The 19,205-nt window shown below is 60.2% G+C and carries 19 protein-coding genes and 1 pseudogene; 6 read left to right on the top strand and 14 right to left on the bottom strand.

Annotated features, from left to right (window positions below; genetic code table 11):
* The first annotated feature begins 161 nt into the window (after window positions 1-161).
* Window positions 162-413 (top strand): outer membrane lipoprotei OprI, encoded by a 252-nt coding sequence (gene oprI / locus LJU29_RS11010; protein WP_002553018.1) that lies wholly within the window; start codon window positions 162-164, stop codon window positions 411-413.
* Window positions 414-1,252: 839 nt separating this feature from the next.
* Here oprI and LJU29_RS11005 read toward each other — a convergent pair.
* The 3 genes from LJU29_RS11005 to LJU29_RS10995 form a co-directional block, all read right to left on the bottom strand.
* Window positions 1,253-2,218 carry a L,D-transpeptidase family protein gene (locus LJU29_RS11005; protein WP_002553017.1) on the bottom strand — a complete coding sequence of 322 codons (966 nt, stop codon included), beginning with the start codon at window positions 2,216-2,218 and terminating at the stop codon, window positions 1,253-1,255.
* Window positions 2,219-2,330: 112 nt separating this feature from the next.
* Complete coding sequence (locus LJU29_RS11000) at window positions 2,331-2,612, bottom strand: hypothetical protein (RefSeq protein ID WP_002553016.1); 282 nt, start codon at window positions 2,610-2,612, stop codon at window positions 2,331-2,333.
* A 56-nt stretch (window positions 2,613-2,668) separates the two neighbouring features.
* A complete protein-coding gene (locus tag LJU29_RS10995; RefSeq protein WP_005753444.1) occupies window positions 2,669-3,274 on the bottom strand; it encodes an arylesterase in 606 nt (201 codons plus the stop codon).
* A 10-nt stretch (window positions 3,275-3,284) separates the two neighbouring features.
* Between LJU29_RS10995 and LJU29_RS10990 the strand changes: the two genes are divergently transcribed.
* Entirely contained in the window at window positions 3,285-3,968 is a 684-nt protein-coding gene (locus tag LJU29_RS10990) for an ABC transporter ATP-binding protein (RefSeq protein ID WP_004664748.1), read from the top strand.
* Complete coding sequence (locus LJU29_RS10985; RefSeq protein WP_257112321.1) at window positions 3,968-6,484, top strand: ABC transporter permease; 2,517 nt, start codon at window positions 3,968-3,970, stop codon at window positions 6,482-6,484. Before LJU29_RS10990 ends, LJU29_RS10985 begins: the two co-directional genes overlap by 1 nt.
* Window positions 6,485-6,521: 37 nt before the next feature.
* On the opposite strand, the gene greB is transcribed toward LJU29_RS10985, so the two are convergent.
* The 5 genes from greB to LJU29_RS10960 all read right to left on the bottom strand — a co-directional run bounded on the left by greB (window position 6,522) and on the right by LJU29_RS10960 (window position 9,989).
* Entirely contained in the window at window positions 6,522-6,995 is a 474-nt protein-coding gene (gene greB / locus LJU29_RS10980; RefSeq protein ID WP_257112319.1) for a transcription elongation factor GreB, read from the bottom strand.
* Between the two features lie 46 nt (window positions 6,996-7,041).
* On the bottom strand, window positions 7,042-7,371 hold the full coding sequence (locus LJU29_RS10975) for a hypothetical protein (RefSeq protein ID WP_002553011.1): 330 nt from the start codon (window positions 7,369-7,371) through the stop codon (window positions 7,042-7,044).
* A gap of 104 nt (window positions 7,372-7,475) precedes the next feature.
* Entirely contained in the window at window positions 7,476-7,784 is a 309-nt protein-coding gene (locus LJU29_RS10970; protein WP_122322105.1) for a class I SAM-dependent methyltransferase, read from the bottom strand.
* Between the two features lie 242 nt (window positions 7,785-8,026).
* Window positions 8,027-8,461, bottom strand: coding sequence for a DoxX family protein (locus LJU29_RS10965; RefSeq protein ID WP_002553009.1), 435 nt, complete (start codon window positions 8,459-8,461; stop codon window positions 8,027-8,029).
* A gap of 106 nt (window positions 8,462-8,567) precedes the next feature.
* On the bottom strand, window positions 8,568-9,989 hold the full coding sequence (locus LJU29_RS10960; protein WP_257112317.1) for an MltF family protein: 1,422 nt from the start codon (window positions 9,987-9,989) through the stop codon (window positions 8,568-8,570).
* Between the two features lie 181 nt (window positions 9,990-10,170).
* Here LJU29_RS10960 and LJU29_RS10955 point away from each other — a divergent pair, with 181 nt between their 5' ends.
* From LJU29_RS10955 to LJU29_RS10940, 3 genes and pseudogenes are all read left to right on the top strand, one after another.
* A complete protein-coding gene (locus tag LJU29_RS10955; protein WP_057404355.1) occupies window positions 10,171-11,007 on the top strand; it encodes a TatD family hydrolase in 837 nt (278 codons plus the stop codon).
* A gap of 84 nt (window positions 11,008-11,091) precedes the next feature.
* Window positions 11,092-12,567 (top strand): annotated as a pseudogene (locus tag LJU29_RS10945) (methyl-accepting chemotaxis protein).
* A 124-nt stretch (window positions 12,568-12,691) separates the two neighbouring features.
* Window positions 12,692-12,934, top strand: a complete 243-nt coding sequence (locus LJU29_RS10940) for a hypothetical protein (protein ID WP_057453731.1) — start codon at window positions 12,692-12,694, stop codon at window positions 12,932-12,934.
* 13 nt (window positions 12,935-12,947) lie between these two features.
* Here the strand turns inward: LJU29_RS10940 and LJU29_RS10935 are convergent, their stop codons facing one another.
* The 6 genes from LJU29_RS10935 to LJU29_RS10910 form a co-directional block, all read right to left on the bottom strand.
* Window positions 12,948-13,745: an acyl-CoA thioesterase gene (locus LJU29_RS10935; protein ID WP_257112313.1), complete on the bottom strand. Its 798-nt coding sequence runs from the start codon at window positions 13,743-13,745 to the stop codon at window positions 12,948-12,950.
* A gap of 121 nt (window positions 13,746-13,866) precedes the next feature.
* Window positions 13,867-14,628 carry a CHAD domain-containing protein gene (locus LJU29_RS10930; RefSeq protein WP_257112312.1) on the bottom strand — a complete coding sequence of 254 codons (762 nt, stop codon included), beginning with the start codon at window positions 14,626-14,628 and terminating at the stop codon, window positions 13,867-13,869.
* A 24-nt stretch (window positions 14,629-14,652) separates the two neighbouring features.
* Window positions 14,653-16,662 (bottom strand): transglutaminase TgpA family protein, encoded by a 2,010-nt coding sequence (locus tag LJU29_RS10925; protein ID WP_257112311.1) that lies wholly within the window; start codon window positions 16,660-16,662, stop codon window positions 14,653-14,655.
* Window positions 16,659-17,642 carry a DUF58 domain-containing protein gene (locus LJU29_RS10920; protein WP_039847526.1) on the bottom strand — a complete coding sequence of 328 codons (984 nt, stop codon included), beginning with the start codon at window positions 17,640-17,642 and terminating at the stop codon, window positions 16,659-16,661. Before LJU29_RS10920 ends, LJU29_RS10925 begins: the two co-directional genes overlap by 4 nt.
* On the bottom strand, window positions 17,612-18,529 hold the full coding sequence (locus LJU29_RS10915; protein WP_002553000.1) for an AAA family ATPase: 918 nt from the start codon (window positions 18,527-18,529) through the stop codon (window positions 17,612-17,614). The genes LJU29_RS10920 and LJU29_RS10915 overlap by 31 nt, the downstream gene beginning before the upstream one ends.
* Window positions 18,530-18,922: 393 nt before the next feature.
* Window positions 18,923-19,201 (bottom strand): hypothetical protein, encoded by a 279-nt coding sequence (locus LJU29_RS10910; protein ID WP_002552999.1) that lies wholly within the window; start codon window positions 19,199-19,201, stop codon window positions 18,923-18,925.
* Between the last annotated feature and the right edge of the window lie 4 nt (window positions 19,202-19,205).

Below are 19,205 nucleotides of genomic sequence, written 5' to 3'. Positions count from 1 at the left end.
GCTTGAGAAGTAACGCGGAACACTTTCAAAGCAGGGAATTTTAGCAGCTTCTTGCGCTGGGTCCGTTTACTTACTACAAACAATGGGTACTATGTACGCCGGTCGTTTTCTCATTTTCGAGAGATGACTAATTTGAACAAAATTCCTTGAAGGTGAACACGATGAACAACGTTCTGAAATTCTCTGCTCTGGCTCTGGCCGCAGTTCTGGCTACAGGTTGCAGCAGCGTATCCAAAGAAACCGAAGCTCGTCTGACAGCTACCGAAGACGCAGCAGCTCGTTCGCAAGCACGTGCCGACGAAGCCTACCGCAAGGCTGACGAAGCTCTGGCTGCTGCTCAAAAAGCTCAGCAAACTGCTGACGAAGCCAACGAGCGCGCTCTGCGCATGCTGGACAAAGCTAGCCGCAAGTAATAATCCCCCGGGATTATTGAAAGCCGATCCGGCAACGGGTCGGCTTTTTTATGCCTGTTATCTGACTGGGTGACTTTGTTATCCCAGACGCCTCTCGTTCCTCACGCTCCGCGTGGGAATGCAGTTCGTGACGCTCCGCGTCACACAGCGGTTCTGCGATGTCAGGTGGATCGGGGTTCGACTCAGGTCACCTTTGTTATCCCAGGCGCCTCTCGTTCCTCACGCTCCGCGTGGGAATGCAGTTCGTGACGCTCCGCGTCACACAGCGGTTCTGCGATGTCAGGTGGATCGGGGTTCGACTCAGGTCACCTTTGTTATCCCAAACGCCGCTCGTTCCTCACGCTCCGCGTGGGAATGCAGTTCGTGACGCTCTGCGTCACACGGCGGTTCCGAGACATCAGTGATATATGTTTCTAGCTCAGGTCACCTTTGCGCCCTTACGGCGCCCTACTTTGAGGGACCAAAGTAGGCAAAGTCCTCGCTCCTGTTTCCGGCCCGACTTCGTCGGGTTCCTTCGCCCTGTCACTGATCCGGGGGCCGCCGCAACGGGCCATCCTTGGCCCGGTGCGGCTTGCTCGGCGTCCTGCCTCGCATCCCCCGGATCAGCGTCAGGGCTCAGCCGTCACTAACGTCGCACTCTGCGTCGTCTGTGCCATCGCGGTTGAAAAGCACTGCTCTGGCAGCGGCTGCGCGTAAGGCGTGGATGTTGTGCGGCAGCACAGATGTGACGCGAAGTGTCACGAACTGCGTGTCTACGCGGAGCGTAGGCACGAGGGTCATTCGCCTGATTTCGCAGAACCGTTGTGTAAGGCATAGCATTGGCGCGCGAACAGGTTGGACTACTGAAAAATCACAGGCTCTTCAGCACTCGCAGGCGCTTTGCCCGGTTCTGCGATTTCCACCGGCATGCCGTCTTCGGCCGCAACTACATCGCGTACTACGTCCCAGTTCATGCGCAGGTTGTTGGCCAGGTCGTCACGTTTGAGCAACGCATTGATCACCGCAGTGTGCTTGTCGACAACCGACGGGTTGCCCAGATCATCTACCGGTGTGTGTGCTTCAAGGTAAACCTTGCCGCCACTGATGCCGAATTTGTAAGGCTCGCTGATGATTCGCACGGTCGTACCTACCGGAGCCATGTCGGCCAGTTCCAGCACGTTGTTGTTGTACATGCGGAAACAGCCATGACTGGTGCGCATGCCAATACCGAACTTCTTGTTCGAACCGTGGATCAGATAGCCGGAAAGCCCAAGACCGAATTTGAACGGCCCCAGCGGGTTATCCGGACCGGCAGGCACTACGTCAGGCAGCGGGTCACCGTCGGCGGCATGTTCGGCCTTGATCGAGGCAGGTGGCGTCCAGGTCGGGTTTGGCGTCTTGGCCGTTACCTTGGTCACCCCGATGGGCGAACCCCAGCCTTCACGACCGACACCCAGCGGATAGGTATGCACGACATTCTGCCCTTTGGGGTAGTAGTACATGCGGTACTCGGCAAGGTTGATGACTATCCCTTCGCGCGGGCCCGGCGGCAGAATGAAGCGGGTCGGCAGCACGATGTCCTTGCCTGCACCCGGCAACCAGGGGTCAACACCAGGGTTGGCCGCGATCATTTCCAGATAACCCAGATCGTATTTTGTGCCCAGATCGGCAAAGGTATCCTCGTATTTGGCCTTGATGACCTGCACCTGGCCCACGATGTCCTCGCCGGGCGGCGGCAACGGAAACTCCAGAGCATGGACAGAGCTCGCCGCGCACAGAGCAGCAAGCGACAGACAGCGGGTAACGGCTGGTATGCGCGACAACATCCGGGAAGATCCTTCGGGTAACGACTAAAGAGATGGAAACAGGACCTGAAGTGTACACCGGCCCTTGCAGGATCGGGGATATCTGCGGTTGGCCTTCAGGCAGTCATGACAGCTAGAGCTCAGGCCAGATCGGATTCATGCCCCTGCGCTGCGCATCCATGATGGCCTTGCACAGCGGGCACAGGCGCTCATCGCGCATGGCTTGCAGTTCGACGGCGCGCATCTGTGGCTGGGCAGGCAACAACGTGCCACACAACGTCCGGTCGATCGAGCCGCCCAGCTCCAATTGGCGAGCAATCAGATGGACGCGCACTTCCTGACAGGCGAACAGATCCAGCTGCTCATGGGGCTCAAGCATTTGATAGGCATACAGGGACCAGGCGGGACGCGGCATGGGGGGCTCCAGATCGGGGGCGCCACATTAGCCGAAAGCCCCCGTCCGGGAAAGCCTCAAAGCAGCGGTTTCAGGCTCGGCCAGACATTTTCCAGCAACTTGCCCTGAGCAGCCGCCGCCGGATGCAGACCATCAGCCTGCATCAGTTCGGGCACTCCGCCCACACCTTCCAGAAAGAAGGGCACAAGCGGGACTTTTTTCTGCTCGGCCAGGTTGCTGTAAACCTCTTTGAACGCGTTGGTGTAACGCGGCCCGTAGTTGGGCGGTATCTGCATACCGAGCAGCAACACTTTCGCACCGGCTGCCCGAGAGCTGTCGATCATCGATGAAAGGTTTTGTTGCAATTGAGCGGGCTGCTGGCCACGCAGTCCGTCGTTGCCACCCAATTCGAGAATAACCAGTTCCGGCTTATGCTCTGCAAGCAGCGCAGGCAAACGCGCCTGGCCCCCGGCACTGGTGTCGCCACTGATCGACGCATTGACCACCTTGTCGTCGAATCCCTCCTTGCTCAGACGCTGCTCCAGCAGGCTGACCCACCCCACGCGGGTATCCAGTCCGAAAGCCGCACTGATACTATCCCCAACGATCAATACCGTGCCCGCCAACGCGCCCTGTGACAGCAGCAGTAACCCCAGGCCAGCACTTAAAAACAACGCACGCATCGGATTCTCCATGAGTGAAAGTATTCTCAGTGCCCAAAGCCTCAGCAAAGTAGTCCCCAGCACCGAAGGTGACCTGACCATCCTGCACGAACTCTCCCTGGAACTAAACAAGGGCGACACACTGGCCATCGTCGGTGCATCCGGTTCAGGCAAATCCACCCTGCTCGGCTTGCTTGCCGGGCTTGACCTGCCCAGCTCCGGTTCGGTCATCCTCTCGGGCCGCAACCTGAGTGAGCTGGATGAAGACCAGCGCGCCAGAGTACGCGCCGAGCACGTCGGTTTTGTATTTCAGTCATTCCAGTTGCTCGACAGCCTCAATGCGCTGGAAAACGTCATGCTGCCGATGGAGCTTGAAGGCCGCAAGGACGCCCGCGAAAAGGCTCGCGACCTGCTGGAGCGCGTAGGCCTTGGCCAGCGCCTGACCCACACGCCTCGTCAGTTGTCCGGAGGCGAACAACAACGTGTCGCCATCGCCCGCGCTTTTGCCGCCGACCCGGACGTACTGTTTGCCGACGAACCCACCGGCAACCTGGACAGCCACACTGGCGAGCGTATCAGCGACCTGCTGTTCGAACTGAACAAGGAGCGCAACACCACGCTGGTGCTGGTGACTCACGATGAGCGTCTGGCGCATCGCTGCCGCCGCCTGATCCGTCTTGAAGGGGGCCGACTGGTCGCCCCGCTGGAGCCTTGATGGCACGTTTGCCTTTTGCCCGTCTGCTAAGCCTCGCCGCCCGCCAACTGCTGCGCGATGCACGCGCCGGAGAGTTGCGGGTGTTGTTCTTTGCCCTTCTGGTAGCCGTGGCTGCCAGCACCGCCATCGGTTATTTCGGCGCGCGCCTGAACGGCGCAATGCTGTTGCGGGCAACCGAGTTTCTTGGCGCTGATCTGATTCTTGAGGGTTCCAGCCCGGCGCGCGCCGAGCAGGTCGAGGAAGGCAAGCGCCTGCAACTCAAGCATGCGCAGATCGTGATCTTCTCCAGCGTGATCGCCACCGATGCCGGTATCCAACTGTCCAGCATCAAAGCAGTGGATGACGCTTACCCACTGCGCGGCGAGCTTAAAAGCGCTGCGGACCTGTATCAGACCGAGCAGGCTGGCAGCGGCCCCAGGCCCGGTGAAGCCTGGGCCGAAGCGCGACTGTTTCCAGCCGTTGATCTGAAGGTCGGTGATGATATCGACGTCGGCTCGAAAACCCTGAAACTGACTCGGGTACTGACGTACGAGCCAGACCGTGCGGGCAACTTCTACAGCCTGACCCCGAGGGTGATGATCAATCTCCAGGATCTCGCCGCTACCGGCGTAGTGCAACCGGGCAGCCGGGTCAGCTACCGGGAAATGTGGAGCGGCCCGCCCGAAGCGCTGGCCGCCTACCGTAAAGCCATCGAGCCGACTCTGGAACCGCATCAGGAAATCAAGGACGCCCGCGATGGCAGTCAGCAGATTGGTGGCGCGCTGGGCAAGGCTGAACGTTATCTGAATATGGCGAGCCTGGTGGCCGTACTGCTGGCGGGCGTTGCCGTGGCGCTTTCGGCATCCAGGTTTGCCGCACGGCGCTTCGATGCCAGCGCCCTGCTGCGCTGTCTGGGCCTGTCACGCGGCGAGACCATGACCCTGTTCAGCCTGCAACTGGCGATCATCGGCCTGCTGGCCAGCCTGAGCGGCGCGCTGCTGGGCTGGCTGGCGCAATTGGGGTTATTTGCACTGCTGCAAAATCTATTGCCGGCCGCGGTACCTCCGGGCGGCGTTTTGCCTGCGCTGGCAGGCATGGGCACCGGGCTGGTGGCGTTGGCCGGTTTCGCCCTGCCACCGCTGGCAGCACTGGGTCGCGTGCCGCCGCTGCGCGTGCTGCGCCGTGACATGCTGCCGATTCCCGCCAGCTCATGGCTGGTGTATGGCGCGGCGCTGTTCGCGCTGGGCCTGATCATGTGGCGCCTGAGTCTCGACCTGGTGCTGACCTTTGCCCTGCTGGGCGGTGGCGTCGTTGCCGCGCTGATACTGGGCAGCCTGTTGCTGCTGGCGCTCAACAGCCTGCGCCGCCTGCTCGCCGGTGCGTCGCTGCCGTGGCGGCTGGGCCTGGGGCAACTGCTGCGTTACCCGCTGGCCGCTGCCGGTCAATCACTGGCTTTCGGCCTGATCCTGCTGTCGATGGGTTTGATCGCGCTGCTGCGCGGTGAACTGCTCGACACCTGGCAAAACCAGCTGCCCAAGGACGCACCGAACTATTTCGTGCTCAATGTGTTGCCATCAGAGAAAGAAAACTTCGCCCAGACCCTGAGCAAGCTGTCCACCCACTCGGCTCCGCTCTACCCGGTAGTGCCGGGACGTCTGACCAGCATCAACGGTGAACCGGTGGGCAACTTCGTGACCAAGGACTCGCGTGGTGAAAACGCCACTCGCCGCGACCTGAGTCTGACCTGGGCCGCCGATTTGCCCGAAGGCAATACCCTGACTGCCGGTAACTGGTGGAAGGCGCTGCCGGCCTCAGGCCAGAGCGACGCGACGCCCGGGGTATCGATCGAGACCAAGCTGGCCGAGAGCCTGAAGATCAAGCTGGGCGACCGCCTGAGCTTCATTGTCGGTGGCCTGACGCGCGAATCTGTGGTCACCAGCCTGAGGGACGTGAACTGGGATACCTTCCAGCCCAACTTCTTCATGATCTTCCAGCCTGGCACCCTGGCTGATTTGCCCACCACTTACCTGACCAGCTTCTACTTGCCGCCTGGCCAGGACAAACAGATCGTCGAGCTGTCGCGGGCCTACCCGTCTATCAGCATTCTGGGAGTGGAGGCCTTGCTGGCGCAGGTGCGCAGTATTCTTGATCAGGTCACGCTGGCCGTGCAATTCGTGCTGCTGTTTGTGCTGGCGGCCGGTATTGCCGTGCTGTTCTCCGGGTTGCAGGCGACCCTGGACGAACGCATCCGTCAGGGCGCGCTGCTGCGTGCACTCGGCGCAGAGCGAGCACTGCTGATCAAGTCACGGCGCATCGAATTCGGTTTGCTGGGGGCTGCCAGCGGCGTGCTGGCGGCGCTGGGCTGTGAGCTGGTGAGCTTCGTGCTGTACCGCTACGCCTTCTCACTGGAATGGCAGCCGCATCCGTGGCTATTGCTGCTGCCAGTGGTCGGTGCCCTGCTGGTGGGTGGCGCTGGCGTATTCGGCACGCGCCGCGCACTGAACGTCAGCCCGTTGACCGTACTGCGCGAGGGTTGAGGACGACTGGCCGGACCACGACGCTGTGCGTCCGGCCTCACTGCTCATAAACAATCGAATTCACGAACCACAGTTTCTCGCCTTCCGGCGTGTTGACCAGCACCTCATCGCCCTCTTCCTTCTTCAACAAGGCGCGCGCCATGGGCGAGTCGATGGAAATGTAATCGTTGCGCCCGTAGATCTCGTCATACCCGACAATGCGAAATTTCTTGAGGTCGCCCGCTTCGTTCTCGATCTCGACCCAGGCACCGAAGAACACTCGCCCTTCCTGCTCCGGCGAATAGTGGACGACACGCATGTCTTCAAGGCGCTTGCGCAGGTAGCGCACGCGCCGGTCGATCTCGCGCAGCAGTTTCTTGTTGTACTGGTAATCCGCGTTCTCGCTGCGATCACCCAACGACGCTGCCCAGGCGACCTTTTGAGTAATGTCAGGCCGGTGCTCTCGCCACAGGTAATCGAGTTCTTTCTTCAGGGCTTCATGCCCGCCCCTGGTGAGGATCTTTGTACTCAAGACGTTTCTCCAGCCCTGCAAAAATCAGTTCGACAGGCATAAAAAGTCAGCGACGCGCCACCTCATGCTGGATGCAGCCGTCGTAATACACCTTGCTGACCGCATCAGGCTTCAAACGCGACTCGCTGTCGTAGGTCTGCTCGGTGATACGCAATGCCATGGGTCGCATCCACTGTTTGGCGAACTTGCGCGCCTGCAGCTTTTGCCGCGCCCCGTAGCGGGTGACGCCTGAGAGCTTGGAAGCCTGCGCACCACCGGCAATGGTCGAGCCCCAGCGACAAAGATAACGCTCGTTCTCCGTCGCGTTTCTGGCCTGAACGGAAAAAGCCAGCCCGGAAAGCGTCAGGCACGCCAGAGCACAATAGACCAAACGCATGCGAAAACCACCTAATCCTTTGATAAGGCGGCGATTTTGCCTGTCAGTTCACAGGCTGGGGGCCAGCAATATGCCTTCTATGCCAATTGAATACGTCCGCCGTTTCAACCCAGCGTAATCAGGCCCTGGCGGGCAATACGCGTCAGCTCACAAATGAGCTGCTCGACGTCGTCAGCCTGCGGCGATTGCACCACCGCCAGGTCGAACTCATCGTTGCCAAAGTGGCTCAACGACGAGTCAGTATCGACAAACTGAATTAGAAACGCACAGTTACCAGCGCCCCGACGAGGCCAGCCATCGAGATAGCGCAACAGCGTAGGCTGATGAGAGCCGCTCAGAAGGATTTTCGGGTTCTTGCGTGACAAGACCGTGCTGATAGGGGAAAGACGAATGAGGGGGCGCAGGTTGTTCATGGTTATATCTCTGCCTCGCAAGATCCGCTGGGCAGCGGTGAGAGGCAACACCGAACCAACGTTTTAGCGGTATTTCGACAAGACCTGAGCCTTGCCAGGCGCCCCGCAAGTAGTTGTTAAATCGGCGCTTGAGCACGCATCCTAGAGAAACGCCCCATTCATTGTCAATTGTCATCCGTGACGCGAGCCTGCAAACGCACAAGGCCCGCTAGAAGCGGGCCTTGCAGGACAAGCATAGCCGGTTATCGGGAGATGACGCGGTCCAGCGACAACTTGCCTGCACCTTCGATAAGCACTGCCAGAGCGCCGCCGAGCAACGCCAGCGCATACTCATAACCGTTATTGGCCATGAAGAAACCGTTATGGATATGCACGGTAAAGATCGCTACCAGCAACAACAGGATCACCACTACCGCAGCCGGACGAGCCAGCAGCCCCAACAGCAGGCCCAGACCGCCAAAGAACTCGGCGCTGCCAGACATCAGCGCCATCAGATAACCCGGTGTCAGGCCCAGGCTTTCCATGTACTGCGCAGTGCCTTCCAGGCCATAACCGCCGAAGGCCCCGAACAGCTTCTGACTACCGTGAGCGATAAAGGCAATACCGACAATAACGCGCAACAGGGTAAGGCCGTAACCGGCGCGAGTGCTGAGAACCGATTTGATCATTGTGTTCATGTGGGTAATTTCCGGGATTGATTGAGTGAACGTGGCGCCATCATAATCAAATTTACTTATGTGAAAACCGCAAATAACAGCACGTAACAATCCAATAAATCGATGATTAGCGTTTTACGGCGGTTTTCGGCCCACTCTTTTCCAGCGAGTCTCGCTCGCGATCAAATGCCAGGTAATACTTGTTCACGCTGTTGACGAACGCGACGACGTTGGCACCGCCCTGCTCCATTGCCACGCGCTCGGTCTGGAAAAACCACTGATCTGGATTGAGCCCCCGCCGCCGCGCTTCCTCTCGCATGCCTTGCACACGCTCCGGCCCCAGGTTGTAGGCGGCCATCACAAACGCCATACGCTCGCGCTCGTTGACTCGGCTGCTGGAGAAATACTTGCGCTGGATCAGCGCCATGTAACGCGAACCTGCACGGATGTTGTCGTCAGCGCTCTGAATGCTCGGTACTCCGACGCTTTTTGCCGCCGACGGAGTGATCTGCAACAGCCCTGTCGCGCCGCCACTGCCCTTGGCCGCCGGGTCCAGCTTCGACTCCTTGAACGCCAGGGCAGCCAGGTCCAGCCAGTCCATACCCTGCGCATCGGCGTGGCGTTGCAGCATCGGACGCAGTTGCTCAAGACGTTGCAGGTTGTTGCGTACCAGCGGGTTGTTGACCTTGTAGGTGTTTTTGTAAGCCTTGGCGAGCACCTGATCCTGCTGAGCCGAAGGTTTATAGCCTTTGAGGAAATCATCGATACTGGCCCGCAGCTGGGTTGCGTTGTCACGTACAAACCAGCTGATGTCGCCGTGGGTCTGCAAGGTAAGGCCGCGCTCGATACGCAGCTTGGGCATGATCTTCGCCCAACGCTCGGCAATAGGCTGCTCGACCAGTGTCATCGGGTAAATACCGGCCTGGACCATTTCCAGCACATCTTCGACTGCCAGGCTAGGGTCGACCCATTCGATCTTGGCCAGCGGCAGCTTGCGCAGCTCCAGTTGCCGATTGACCTGATGCAGGGCCTCGTCGGCCGCGCTGCCGGTGGGCAGGCTCAGTGTATGTCCCGACAGTTGCTCCACACGCCGTACGTTGCGCTGGCCACGCGCGCCGACCAGCACCAGAGGCACATCATGAATAATCGGCGCACTGGCCTGAACACCTTTGGCTTTGCTGACATCAAGCAGTTCGCCAGGCGCGATCATATCGCCTTCGCCGCGCTGCAACGCTGTCAGTAACTGGTTCTTGGCCTTGGGTATGACTTTGAGTGTGACCTTCTGAGCGCCGCGCGAATGGCTGTTGAGGTACTGTTCGAAGGCTTGCAGGCGATGATATTCGATGCCGATTTCCTGACCCTTGACGTCACCGGAGCTGTTGCGGCTTTGATTGACCAGCACGCGCAGCACCTTGCTGCTGCGAATGGCAGGCAGATCGCGCACCTGCGCGTTGTGCTGCACGGCCTGTGGGCCAGTCTGACGAGCAGAAACCTGCAGCGGCAGCAGCGCCAACAGACACATAAAAGACACAAGCGCGGATCGGATCATTCACTTCCCCAGGGCAACGCCGGAAAAAAAACAGGAAAAAGGAAATCTTGAGGTCACGCAGCAGCATCGAACAGCGAAGGAAATCGTTGAACCATCCGGCTCAATCGCTTGAATACCCGGCGTTTTCTTATTGTGGCCAGAGCTCTGGTATGCTCGACAGCCTTCAGCTGGAGGTAGCACCATGCAACTCATCGACATCGGCGTCAATCTGACCAACGCAAGCTTCGCCTCGCAACGACAGGCGGTACTCGATCGCGCCTATGCCGCAGGCGTCGAGCAACTGGTGGTGACCGGCACCAGCGTCGAGGGCAGCGAACACGCCTTGCAGCTGTGTCACGAGCTGGATGAAAGCGCGCAACGCCTGTTCTGCACGGCAGGCATCCACCCGCACTCGGCGAGCGATTGGACCGGTGACACCGAGAAACAGTTGCATGCGCTGCTCAAGGAAAATCGCGTTCGCGCCGTGGGTGAATGCGGCCTGGATTTCAATCGCGACTTCTCGCCTCGTCCGCAGCAGGAAAAGGTTCTTGAAGCGCACCTGGCCATGGCGGTGGAACTGCAATTGCCGGTGTTTCTGCATGAACGTGACGCCAACCAGCGCCTACTGGAGATTCTGCGTGACTACCGCGACCGTCTGCCGGCTGCGGTGGTGCACTGCTTTACTGGCGAACGCGCCGCGCTGTTCAGTTATCTGGACCTCGACCTGCACATCGGTATCACCGGCTGGATCTGCGATGAGCGACGCGGCACGCATCTGCACCCGCTGGTGGGCAATATTCCTCGCGGTCGGCTGATGCTGGAAAGCGATGCGCCCTATCTTCTGCCACGCAGCCTGCGCCCCAAGCCGAAAAATGGCCGCAACGAACCCGCTTACCTGCCGGAAGTCTTGCGCGAAGTGGCTTTGCATCGCGGCGAAAGCCAGGAAGATCTCGCCCGTCACAGCACGGCCTGCGCGCGGGAGTTTTTCGATTTACCCCCCCTGGAACAGATAACCGGCGAAAATCTGCAGCTTTCTTGACCCGCATCAAGGGTCTCTTTGATGGCTGAGGCATCGTGATGGCATCTTGCTGCTACCTCACACGACCATCAAAGAAGACCGCTCATGGGCTCATGGCTTGGCAACCTGTCACTGAAATATAAATTCTGGGCCGTGAATGCGGTCGCCTTCGTCACAACCCTGTTGCTGGTGCTTTACGCCATGCAAGCAGAACAGCAGGCACGAGTAGATACGTCACGTCAGGCAGCGCAAGCTCAGGCCCGCTTGCTGGCCGCGTAGCCTGCCGACGCAGTGCTGCCCGCCAGTGATACGTTGCTGACTTACAACAGAGGTCAGACACCGACCTTCAATACCCTCGCGCTGCCGGAACTGGCTGACGCCCGCGACTGGGTTGCGCTGAATAAACCAGCCAACGACAGACTGCTGAGCGGTGCGCAGATCTTCACCCGCAGCACCGGCCAGCAGGTCGCGGTGCTGGCTTTTGCTCCGACCTTCCTGCAGGTATTTCAAGATCGCTTCAGCCATTACGCAGCCGCGGTTTTCGTGCTGATGCTGTTGATGCTCTGCGCCTCGCAACTGCTGATCCGTTTTCTGCTCAGCCAGCTCAACGCGCTCAAGGATGTGATGCTGCACGTCGAAAAAAGCGGCGATCTGGCGGCCCGCGTGCCTAACCGCAGTGACGATGAGGTCGGGCAGATGGCCAAGGCGTTCAATGCCATGCAGGCCGGGTATCAGCGGGTGGTCAATACAGTTTCGCAAACCGCAGGCCGACTCGATCAGGGTGCCGCGCATCTGGCTGCGGGCATGAAGGATGTGCGCCAGGGCATGCTCGGTCAGCAAAGCGAAACCGATCAGGTAGCCACGGCAATCAACGAGATGACCGCCACGGTCCATCACATTGCCCAGCACGCCACGGCCACACGCGACCAGTCGCAGACCGCCGACGCGTTGGCGGGCAGTGGCAAGGAAGTGGTCGACCGCGTGCAGGTATCCATCGCCGGGCTCTCCAGCGGCGTGCAACAGACCGCCGAAATGATCCAGCGCATGGCCCAGGACAGCCAGAAGATCAACGGCGTGGTCAACGTGATCCACAGCATTGCCGAACAGACCAACCTGCTGGCCCTGAATGCCGCCATCGAAGCCGCACGCGCCGGGGAAATGGGTCGCGGCTTTGCCGTGGTAGCCGACGAAGTGCGCAATCTGGCCAAACGGGTGCAGACCTCGACCGATGAAATCACCACAATGGTTTCGACCCTGCAAAGCGGCACCCGCGATGCGGTGGATTTCATGCAGGAGAGCTCATTCAAGGCCGATGAATGCGTGCAGCAGGCCAAGGAAGCGGGCGAAGCGCTGGCGGCCATTGCCGGTGCCGTGGCACAGATGCGCGAAAGCAATACGCAGATTGCCGTCGCCGCGCAGCAGCAAAGTCAGGTGGCCGAGGAAATGAACCGTGCGGTGGTGAGTATCCGCGATGTCACCGAACGCACGGTGGTGCAGACCGTGGACTCGGCCAGCACCAGTGACGAACTCGCCACGCTGGCGGGCGAGTTGAATGCTGCAATCGGCCAGCTCAAGTTGTAACAGGCTATCGCGGCGATAGACAGGCTTGAGTCGTCAGCGATCAGCAAGCGGGCCTATGCTTCAGGCATTGAACGGCGCTTTACGCACCGTCCTGAACAAGCGCTATCTTTAAGAGGACCGCAGCATGAACAAGCCACTTTCCGATCTGCAGCTCAATCAATGGCGTAACAACAACGACAATCAGGAGCACTCGGCCAGCCTGGCCATGTACCTGATTGCCGTACCATTGTTCATTCTGGCGGCCCTGCTGATACTCAACGGCCTGTTCTCCGAGAGCCTGCCATCGGTTGCCATCGGCGTGATCGGGCTGCTGGCTGCGCTGGGTTTTCAGCGCAAGGACGCCGCCCGCTCCGCCCGGAAATATTGACCTGCCTTGTCAGTCAGCCAAACACCGTCACCGTCTGGCGGCTGATTGCGATCAGTTCGCCGTCGGGGCTCCACAACGCTGCGGCGGTGTGACCATAGCCATCCCGGGCGTATTCGATGACTGAGCGATAACTGCACCATTGCAGCGTATCGAGCACCGGCTGTGGCTGGACGAATTCGATGGTCCAGGTCAGCGAACTGCCCGGTGCGGGCTTGTTGAGGTGCGGCAATACTGCAGGCGGCCATGTGTCGACCAGCGCCAGAATATGGGCCTCGCTCATGGGGCTGGCATGCGCCTCATCACGAAAACGCACATGACCACCAATTGCCGGTGACGGCGTATTGCTGAACGGCATGCCGCCCAATGCCCAGCGAATGTCCATGAAACGCAAGTAGTCGGGCATCACGCCCTTGGCAAAAGGCAGCTCCGGGCATTGTTCTACCGGCTTGAGCACTGGCGCGGCCTCTGCTGCAACCGCAATCATCGACTCACGGGGTGCGCCGAAGCTGCCTTGTATCAGGGTCATCACCTGACCGTTCTGCATGGCGCGCCCCGACACCTGACTGACAGCCTTGCCGTGACGCAGAATTTCAACCTCAAACGCAATCGGCACGCCCGGCTCGGCCGGCCCGACAAAGGTAATCGCCAGCGAGCGAACCGGGCGCCCTTCCGGCACCTCGGCACGCATCGCTTCATAGGTCAGCGCCGCCATCAACCCGCCAAAGCAGGCGCGCCCCTGGGACCATTCGGCAGGGATCGTGACAGCACGCGGGTCGCGACGCACCGCATCGATCAATTCGGAAAAGGTCATGCTTACTCCAGCAAGTCGACACACAAGTGGATGGATGATAACCATCCTCTTAGTCAACGACATGCCGCATATTGGCCATTATTGCGGCCTGAATGACCTATTTCATAAAAAAGCCACTGCCTTAGAAACAGGCCTTGGCCAGCCGCTTGAGCGACGCCTCGGCCTTGCGCTCTGCACGCACGATGCCGATCTGCCAACCCGCAATGCACGGTGCCAGATCCGGCTGCTCGGCAGCCTGCGCCAGCCATTGCAAATGATCATGCCAGTCGCCCAGCTCGCCTTGTGCGGCCTTGAGCCGGGCCTGCATGTTTTTCGGCTGGTGGCTGAGTTCCGGGTACGCTACGGCGGCGTAACGCACGCGTTTGATCAACAGGCGCAGGTCATGCCGATCATGCCCAGGCTCGGCGATGGCCGCACGTAGCTTGCTCCATTGTTTGTTCATACGCTTTTCGATGGTCTTGCGCAGGCCGCGCAACATTCCCTGACGCTGTTGCAAACGCAGTAGCTCCGGGAATTGGTCGATCAGCTTGAGCAGGCGGCTCAGTTCAGGCGACGTCGCAACCCTGGGGCAGGCATTTCCCAAGTACTGGTTGCGCTTGAAAGCGGCCTCGTTCAGGCCCTGCTCTTCGAGAAACGCGGCGAGCACCTGCATGTCACGCAAAGGCGTGGTCAGTTGCCCTACCGCTTTTGCGGCCTCTTCCAGTTCTGCGGCAGCCGGGTTTTCCCGCAGGGGCCGCAGTACGCTACGCAGACGACGCACGGTGGTACGCAAATCATGCAGCGCTTCGCTGTCCGTCGAAACCGCAAGGCGTGCCTGGCACGCGAGCAATTTGACATCCAGCGCCAGCACCTTGGCCACCAGATGATCTACCATTGAAGACATGCAATTCCCCTTCGACACACTCATTCATGAATGCCTGTCCCTGACGGCTGACAACCTCCATGGCAGACGACGACGCAACGTGCTTAATGCATGCCTCAAGCGGCTGGCCGAAGCCAGCCGCCCAGCGTAGCGCTGCGCCTGAAATTCGCGGATGAAACCTTCAATGGCCTCGGCATGCTGCGGAAAGTAGAGTACCGCCCTGCGGCAGAATGCGTCAGCGCCTTCACCCGGCATACGACGCAGACCATGACGGGCGAGCAAGCGTTCAAATGCGTTGAACACCCGCAGTTGCGAGTCGCTTTCGCGTTGCCAGGGTTTGAACAGCCATAACGCCACCACCCCCAGTGAAAACAGGGTTCCCAGGACGAAAACCGGCGCCTGGAAGCCAGAAAACCAACGGCCGAGAATTTGTAACTGCTGTTGTCCCTGATAGCCCAGCACCCAGCGCTGCCAGCCATAGTTGAGGTTATCCCAGCTCAGGCGTATGGCGTTGACCCAAGGCACATTGCGATAGCGTAACGCTGAATAGGGCGAGTCCTGCAGAAAGGCTTCGTCTGCTGCCAGCGCCTGCTCCAAGCCCTGTTCGATACGCTGCGGTGCAACTGCTGCGGTGGGGTCGACACTGCGCCAGCCGATACCCGGCTGCCAGTATTCGACCCACGCATGCGCGTCGAACTGGCGCACGGTCAGGTAGTGCCCGTCAGGGTTCAGTTCACCGCCTTGATACCCGGCCACGACCCGCGCCGGAATACCCGCAGCGCGCAGCACAAAAGTCATTGCGCCGGCGTAGTGGGCGCAAAAACCCTGACGACTCGCAAACAGAAACTCATCAATGCTGTCATTGCCCAACGGTGCGGGCTTGAGGGTGTAGTGAAACGGCTGGTCGCTGAAATAACCCAGCATCGCGGCGACCATCGCATCCGCCGTAGTGTAGCGACGGCGCAGTTCAGCCGCCCACTGCCGGGCCTGATCATTCCCCTTGGCGGGCAATTGCAGGTTCTGGCGCTGGACCTGTTCGCTGGATTGCGGGTCGCGAATACTCAGCGGCCAGGAATTGACGGCATATAACAGCGATTGCTCGACGGGACGCCGGCGTTGCAGGCGGAAGTCGCTCATCTGCCGAACGTCCGGCAACGTGGTCTCGGCCACGTCGAGGCTCGGCAACCAGGGCCGACCGCTGGCTTCCATGACAATGCTGTAAGCCAGTGGATCGCCGCGCTTTTCCCACTGCGGGATCTGCACGGTCTGGGCACGTGCCGACTGTGACCAGCGCCGCCCATCGAACTGCTCAAGGGTCAGACCGCGCCAGTACAACTGATTACGCGCCGGTATCGGCCCTTCAAAACTGGCCCGAAATACCAGTGCCGGCGACTTGCTCAGCTCGGCCATGTCGCCCGGTGCCATGTTGTCGGACAGCCCAGTGACGCCCTTGTTGCTCGGTTGCGGCAATGACCAGAGCGGGTCCAGGCGTGGAAAAAACAGAAACAGCACAAGCATCAACGGCACAGCCTGCGCCATCAGCTTGAACGCCAGCTTGAGCGTATCGGTTGATCTGCCAGCCAGATCCGCGTGCTGCAGCCCGATCAACGCGGCCAGCAGCGCGCCGATCGGCAGCAGGCTGAAAAGCGCCCATAGCAGGTTGTCTTCAAACAGATAGCCGACCGCCACGCAAAAGAAACCGAGGAAGATCAGCACCCGAGCGTCGCGATGGTTGTTCATTTCCAGCATTTTCAGAACGAATGCCGCAACCAGTAAAGCCGCACCGGCGTCCAGCCCGACAAGGCTGCCACGCGCCAGATACACGCCACCGGCAGTGCCCACCAGCAACCCTGACTTGATCCAGGTGCCGGGCAGCCGCGCGCGCATCCGGAACACCTGAACCCGCCAGCATGTGCAGCCCAGCCACAGAAGCGTGATCGATACCGGCACGTGCAGCGCGAACGGCAACACGACCAATGCCTGCGCCAATAGCAGCCAGGTAAGGCTGACACGCGGAATGGGTGCGGCTGCGAGCGCCTTATTCTTGTCACTCATGATCGATGACCATAAAGCGCCAACGCACGCAGGCAGGCTTCACGGTGCGCATCACCGCTGTCGACCGTGGACAGAAAACCTGGCAGGCGCAAGGCAAACGGCTGACGACGCTGGGACAGCTCCAGTACCCAATAACACAGGCGCGACAAACGCTCCTCGATATCGCCGCCCAGCGCCATGAAGTCCAGGCACAGATCGTGGCCGCTCAAATCAGTGAAGTCCTTGACCAGCAACCCCTGACCACGGGAGTAGGCTTTCCAGTGCAGACGACTGAGGTTATCGCCCGGCTGGTAGCTGCGCAGCCCCTGATAATCATCGACACCGGCACCCTGAGTGGCCTGACCGTCGTCCTCGGCGTGGGGCTGCACGCCTTTTAGCAGCGGCATGGCACCCGACAGTGGCCGCGGATAGATCAAGGCGCTCTGCTCCAGATCCAGCCAGCTCCAGGCGCGGAAAATGCCCAGCGGAAACACACTCTCGACCCGCAGCCTTGGCGCATGCAGCCAGCCGCGCTTTTCGGCAGGCAGGGTCAGTTCCACATCGGTCAGCCCGCGAGGCAGTACATCGCCGGATTGCAGAGCTGTCGCAGTCCAACCCACGCCCAAGGCGTGGTGGGCCTGGCTGGCACTTTCCAGGCGCAGGCGCAATTGCACCGGTTCGCCGACAAACACTGAACGCGCCACACCCGCACTGAGAATCAGGCCGCTGACGTTGCGATACGTGTGCAAAATGGCCAGCACGCCAATCGACAACAACAGAAAGGTCAGCCCGTAGGCCAGGCTGTTCTGATAATTGATCGCCACCAGCAGCATGAGCACGATCACGACCGCAAAGGTCATGCCGGTGCGCGTCGGCATGATGAAGATGCGCCGATGGTCGAGCGTGATGCGTGACGCCGGAGGAATTCGTCTTGCCAGCCAGCGTTGCCAAAACGGTTTGAGCGGCTCGATCAAAGCACCGGCACCTCGCGCAATAACCACTGCACCAGCGCCCCGCCGCCATGCCCGGTCGGGTCGCTGCGCTCGCGCAGCCGATGGCCGACCACCGACGGCAATACCGCCTGCACATCCTCGGGAATGACGTAATCACGCCCCAGCAACATCGCCCAGGCCCGCGCTGCGGCCAGAATCGCCAGGCTCGCCCTGGGCGACAGTCCATAGGCGAATTGCGGCTGGCTGCGGGTTGCCTCGACCAGTCGCAGCACATAGTCGACCAGCGCATCGCTGGCCCGCAACTGCCGCGCATGCGCTTGCAACTGGCCAAGCATGGCGTGGTCCAGAATCGGCTGTAGGCGCGGTAAAAGTTCGCGGCGTGACTCGCCAAGCAGCAGCGCTTTCTCCGCCGCTCTCGCCGGATAGCCCATGGAGATGCGCATCAGGAACCTGTCCAACTGAGACTCGGGCAAGGCAAAGGTGCCACCGGAACTGAACGGGTTCTGCGTCGCAATCACGAAGAATGGATCGGGCAACAGACGTGTCGCGCCCTCGATGGAGACCTGCCCTTCTTCCATGGCTTCCAGCAACGCGCTCTGACTCTTGGGCGTGGCGCGGTTGATTTCGTCGGCCAGCACCAGTTCGGCGAAGATCGGCCCGGGATGAAAGGTGAATTGCCCGCTGTCCCGATCAAATACCGAAGTCCCCAGGATGTCACCCGGCAGCAGGTCGGAAGTGAACTGAATGCGCTGATAACTCAGGCCCAGAATTTTCGCCAGCGCATGGCTGAGCGTGGTCTTGCCCATCCCCGGCAAGTCTTCGATCAGCAAATGCCCGCCGCCGATCAGGCAGGTCATCGCCAGCCGTACCTGCACTTCCTTGCCCAGTACCACTTCATTGATGGCGCTCAGGCATGCATCGAGTTTTCTACCCATCGAAAGCCCCTTCCGGCAACTGCTTAATGACTGTGGGACTGCAAGCGATGCTAGTGTCCGAACACTTTAAGATGAGCGTAGGCCGTTTCGCTAGAGTCGGTAGGGATTTGATGTGATGCGAGCATACGGAGCGAGAGGTATCTGGACAAACACTGTGCGGAACGGGCGACGGTTCGCTAGTCCGCGAAGGCGATGTTGAGAGCGATATATCTCCTGCGAATTTAAGGCCCTTTTCGCGGACAAGTCCGCTCCCACGACTTGAACTAGCGTAAGACGCTCCGCGTAAGCATGCCGTTTGCGGCTTTTGATTATCGTGCGACGCCCCGCGTCGGCATGCCGTTCTGGACGCTCTGCGTCCACGATGGCATGTACAACGCGGTGCAGGCTCAGCTATCAGCGGCCAGCGCGGGACTCGCGGATGTAGAAGCGGGCTTTTTCGGCTTTTTCGGTGCAGCCTTCAAATGCTTCGAACTGTTGCTGGGTCTTGGCACCGGTCAGCAGCGACAGGGCCTTGGAGTAACTGACGGTGCCGGCGAAGCCTTCGGCCTTGGCCAGATCAAGCTCGTGCCAGGCAGCGTCTATCTGGGTGGCGCAGCTGTCTCGATACCCGGTCTTGCCAGCGCAACCTGCAAGAACCAAGACAAGCAATGGCAGACAGATAAAGGCTTTCATGGGG

The organism is Pseudomonas ficuserectae, from assembly GCF_024584585.1.
In the GTDB taxonomy this organism is placed as follows: domain Bacteria; phylum Pseudomonadota; class Gammaproteobacteria; order Pseudomonadales; family Pseudomonadaceae; genus Aquipseudomonas; species Aquipseudomonas amygdali.
This window is presented reverse-complemented; position numbering and strand designations above follow the sequence as displayed.